The organism is Cyclobacterium qasimii M12-11B (assembly GCF_000427295.1).
GTDB classification, from domain to species: domain Bacteria; phylum Bacteroidota; class Bacteroidia; order Cytophagales; family Cyclobacteriaceae; genus Cyclobacterium; species Cyclobacterium qasimii.
The window spans coordinates 1-4,474 of sequence record NZ_ATNM01000164.1; the positions used below are offsets into that span (position 1 = coordinate 1).

At 31.6% G+C, this 4,474-nt stretch carries 5 protein-coding genes; 4 read left to right on the plus strand and 1 reads right to left on the minus strand.

Annotated features, from left to right (window positions below; translation table 11 throughout):
• Positions 1-66 precede the first annotated feature (66 nt).
• The 3 genes from ADICYQ_RS21160 to ADICYQ_RS21170 all read left to right on the plus strand — a co-directional run bounded on the left by ADICYQ_RS21160 (position 67) and on the right by ADICYQ_RS21170 (position 2,362).
• On the plus strand, positions 67-984 hold the full coding sequence (locus ADICYQ_RS21160; RefSeq protein WP_020894170.1) for a Kelch repeat-containing protein: 918 nt from the start codon (positions 67-69) through the stop codon (positions 982-984).
• A 73-nt stretch (positions 985-1,057) separates the two neighbouring features.
• Positions 1,058-1,483: a hypothetical protein gene (locus tag ADICYQ_RS21165; protein WP_020894171.1), complete on the plus strand. Its 426-nt coding sequence runs from the start codon at positions 1,058-1,060 to the stop codon at positions 1,481-1,483.
• A 255-nt stretch (positions 1,484-1,738) separates the two neighbouring features.
• Positions 1,739-2,362 carry a hypothetical protein gene (locus ADICYQ_RS21170; RefSeq protein ID WP_020894172.1) on the plus strand — a complete coding sequence of 208 codons (624 nt, stop codon included), beginning with the start codon at positions 1,739-1,741 and terminating at the stop codon, positions 2,360-2,362.
• A 249-nt stretch (positions 2,363-2,611) separates the two neighbouring features.
• On the opposite strand, the gene ADICYQ_RS21175 is transcribed toward ADICYQ_RS21170, so the two are convergent.
• Complete coding sequence (locus tag ADICYQ_RS21175) at positions 2,612-3,508, minus strand: alpha/beta fold hydrolase (protein ID WP_020894173.1); 897 nt, start codon at positions 3,506-3,508, stop codon at positions 2,612-2,614.
• 108 nt (positions 3,509-3,616) lie between these two features.
• Between ADICYQ_RS21175 and ADICYQ_RS21180 the strand changes: the two genes are divergently transcribed.
• On the plus strand, positions 3,617-3,799 hold the full coding sequence (locus ADICYQ_RS21180; RefSeq protein ID WP_040417447.1) for an energy transducer TonB: 183 nt from the start codon (positions 3,617-3,619) through the stop codon (positions 3,797-3,799).
• The last annotated feature ends 675 nt before the right edge of the window (positions 3,800-4,474 follow it).

Sequence of the window (4,474 nt, forward strand, 5' to 3'; positions counted from 1 at the left end):
ATCTGAAGAAGTCCCGAAAGATGATGATCTACAATTTAAAGATGATGATATACAATCTATTGGAAGTTGGGAAAAATTACTAATTTACCTTTAGGAGAAAATTTTAAGTTAGTTTCTATGTTGGGAGGAAGCGGCAATATTTATGCTTTTTTAACTGATAGGTTTAAATCAGATTGGAATAAATATTTATGGGAATACAATGTTGAATCTAATAAATGGAACAATATTTATAATTTAGATTATAAAGAAATTAGGCACGGTTCAGGTTTGTTTTGGTATGAAAATAAGGTAAATATGATTGGTGGTGAAAATGTTGATTCTAATCCTAGGAAGGAATGGTTTCAGTTTGATCCATATGATGGTTCGGTTAATGAAATTGATTATGATCCTAATGGCTATTTTTCCAGAGTTGGTTCTGGATTTTGGTTTGTTAATGGAGTGATTTATTTTGCTCTTGGTGATGTTGCTAGAGATAGAGATCAATATAAATTCCCAAAATATAATATTATCAATAAGTTGCTATCTTTCGAAAAAGATATTCCTGTGACTTCAAGTTTTATAAATCGGTATGGTTTTTTTGATTTATTACCTACCTTTAATATAAACAATAATTTTTATATACTGTTAGAGTCTAATAATTCAGATGATAATAATGAAATTATAACTTTATTAAAGTATAATATAGATGATGATACCTGGGCGAATAATGTAATTGATATCCCTAAACCAAGCAGGAGAGAAATGCTATCTTTTGAACTATTTGGAAACTTATATATAGGTGGAGGTATAATTAACCAGGAGCATATTTTTGATTTTTATAAAGTTAATTTAAATGACTTTAGTTATGTAAGAGTTAAAGATATACCAAATTCGGTCAGATATACAAGTAACACAAAGGTTGGTGACCAAATATTTATCTATGGAAGTTCATATAATTGTAATGATTGTGAAGATTATGCAATTTATGAATTTATATTAGATTGATTTTTAATGATTTCATTACGGCTGATTACAGAGGGAAAAGCACCAATGCTGGATTTACCATTGAAATGGTTTTTTGCTTTATGAGGTGAAAGAAGGGCAGGTCTTGGCCGATAGCAGAGATGCATCAGGTAAAGGTTGGTGGTTAAGCATTTCCGATAAAAATAACCTACTGTTTCAGATGAACGATGGACAAACCCTGGTTGCCTGGAGCAGTGATCCCGGTACCCTACAAACGAATACCCAACATCAGGCAAGTATCATAATAGATGGAGGCCCAAATATCATTGCATTTGTAACAGATGGCCGTTTCAATGATGGGGGAGAGCACCGGCAATTCGGCTGGGGAAGGTTCAGTCCCTATTTCAATTCACCAGAAGGTTCAAGTACTTTACTGCTAGGTCCAAGTATGAGTGGAGAATTGAGTTATTTAAGGGTTTTTGATCGGGCTTTGATGGTTTTGGAAGCTTTGACTAGTCAGAGGTTTGGAAGGATCGAGTGATTGGGTGATGTAGTGAGAGGCGGCTGAGAAGAGTCGAAGAAGGCCATTTGGAAACTACTATTTTCAAATATTTGGAGGATGATGAAAAAATGAGAAGTATTTATGTTTTGCAATAGTATGTTTTCATTCAAATAGGAGAATTTCTGTTGTATGAAGTATTTTTAAATACATAGAAACTTAGTTAGATTAGTGGTGGATATATATAAGGTAAATGGTGGGCCTTAGCCATCATCAGATAAGAACTGAATTAATTCAATGAAAGATAAAACAATTTTCCATAAACTTTCAGAATTACATAAGAAAGAGTCAAGGTATTGGGTTCTTGAATGTGCTGTTTTTATGGAAGAGCAAGCATCAGATACACTTGGAGCTATACTTGGAATTGATTGGAAAAAATCAGAATCGTTGGGTTATGGAAGTGCAAGTTTGGGATTTGGTAATAAAATTAGACTAATAACAGATTTAAAAGAGGTTTCAAAAGAGGATAAAAAAAAGTTTCAGTCATTTATGACAATAAGAAATAAGTTCGCTCATATCGCTGAAATAGATTCATTTTCAAACTATTTTAAATTAATTAAAAGTTCACAGGATCAGAAAAATAAGCTTAAAAAATGGTATCCAAATATTAAATATGAATCTGATGACATTGAAGGGGTTTTTAAATTGGCCTACTGGTCATTAACTCTTGATTTATTCCAAGTATTTATTGAAATTAATCAGAAGCATTTTATTAATGTAGGTATAGAAAAAGGTCAAAAAGAAACGCTTGAAACCTTTTTCAAAATTGTAAAGGATCAATTAAAAGATACGGAAGAAGGCTGTCAGATATTGGAAAAAATATTTGGCAAAATATTAAATAAAACTAAGTCTAAAAACTGAGCATTTTGATGTTTGTTAGTGCTTAAATTGAATTTTTGTGACCATTTCGGTTATGCTTCAAAATTTAAAGACAAGCCCAATTAGCTCCTTGGGGTTGCATTTGAGAATCGAAATTAAAAGCCCCACGTTAATCTTTGAAAACAACAATTCACAGGTCATAATTTATCCTAAAAAAACTAATTGATAGTTTAACTTTGTACCCATAATACACGACTAAAGCAATTCTATAAAGATTAAGGCTTATTAATTCTATTTTGGAGGCATACCTTTAGAAAGCAGAATAATCTCTAAAACTTTTTCTACTATTTCCATTGGTTTTTCTTCCTGCAAAAAGTGACGGGAACTAAGCTCATGAACTGTTGATAGGCCGGCAGCTTTTTTTATTTCAGCTCCTTTTTCCTCTAAGGTTAGAAATGGATCGTCTGCGCCCCAAATGGCCTGGACTGGGTAAGGAACACCCTGAACAGCCTTATAACACAAGCTCCTAAATTCTACAGAATCATCAAAGCTTTTCATTATTTTTAGGAAGGCGTCCCCACCATCTTTCTTTTTTAAAATATCGATATGCGCATTAATTTCATTTTTTGGAATATTTGAACTGTCATTTACCCCCATTTTATCGAACATTAATTGCCAAGTTGGATGTTGCAAACTTAATAATTCCATCTCTCCTAAAACTGGTATTTCAAATGGTCGCATAGGCCAAGGCTTTTTAAAATTAACGACATCTATCCAAGTATTAAGGATAGTAATCGACAAAACTTTTTCAAGGTTATTGGCCGCCATTGCAAAACCAATAGGGCCACCAATATCATGAATAAGAAGGTGGTATTTTTCCAATCCTAATTTTTGAGAAGCTTTAGCACTAAACTGAGCTAAAGATGAAAATGAATAATCAAAATCCTTTGGCCTATCCGAGAAACCTAAACCGGGAAAATCTATTGCTACACCCCTGTAACCCTTTTTAGCCAGCTCTGGAATTATTTTTCTGTATAGAAAAGAAGAGGTTGGCACCCCGTGGAGACAAAGTACAGCTTCTCCATTTCCTTCATCCAAAGCAAAACATTTAATTCCATCCACATCGACATATTTTCCAGAAGCTTCATGCTTCTCCATAATCGTTTCAACAGCATTTTTATCACTCATGATTTTATATTTTAATTAATAATCTAATTCTTCTTAATTTATTTATATTCCTCTAGAAGTTTCATTAAAAATAATTATAATTGCAAATATTAATGCTAAATGTAGCCAATGCATAGCAATTTAATAGGCGAGTACTTTTTAGGGATGGCTGAAATTAGAAATATGAATAGTGACGATAAACTATTCAATAAACCCACCATTAAAGCCATAAAGAAGCTGAAAAAATGGAAACCTGCCATTCAAAATGGAAAATCTGTTAAGGTGGCCTTTCAACAAAAAGTGAATTATTAGAAGCACGTGGCACCTAAAGTATTGATTAGACCTGCAGGAACTCGTTTTGTATTATAGACATTTATTTGTTGAACTTTACCCTAAATCCAATTCCGTTCAAATTGTAGACTGTAAATAGCCGATGCTAATTTTAGATACCATTCTTTGATGTGAGGGTTGCATTAGGCTTATTATAATAAAGTTTTTTTGAGAGCCAGAAGGAATGAAATCATTATGGATTTTTAAGAGTTTGCATTGGTTATTTTCGGCATTGAATTGAAAAGGATTTCAATTTTAGTTTATTTAAAGGGAAAGAAAATCCTTATTTTTTTGATTTGCATTATATTAATTATTTAATGTTGTTTATGCATGGATTTTTGTTTTTTAGACTAAATCCATACATAAAATTAAATAAATTGCTTGATACCAGTGTTTTATGTTGTTTTTTTTCGGTAATTTTACCTATTGATTGTTAGTGAACTAATTCAATTTTTCATTATAAATTAAAGCAGGAAAAATACCGATAATTTTATTTACCATATAGATTAAGTAGGGTTAAAAAACTACCTTAAATATTTTTAGATCCATTGTCTTGAACTTTTAAACATCTTAAAAACAGACCCTTATGAGCATGATAGACATTTTGAATCTTAAAGAAAACAAAGCTTAAGAAAACAAAATATATTATATTAAATT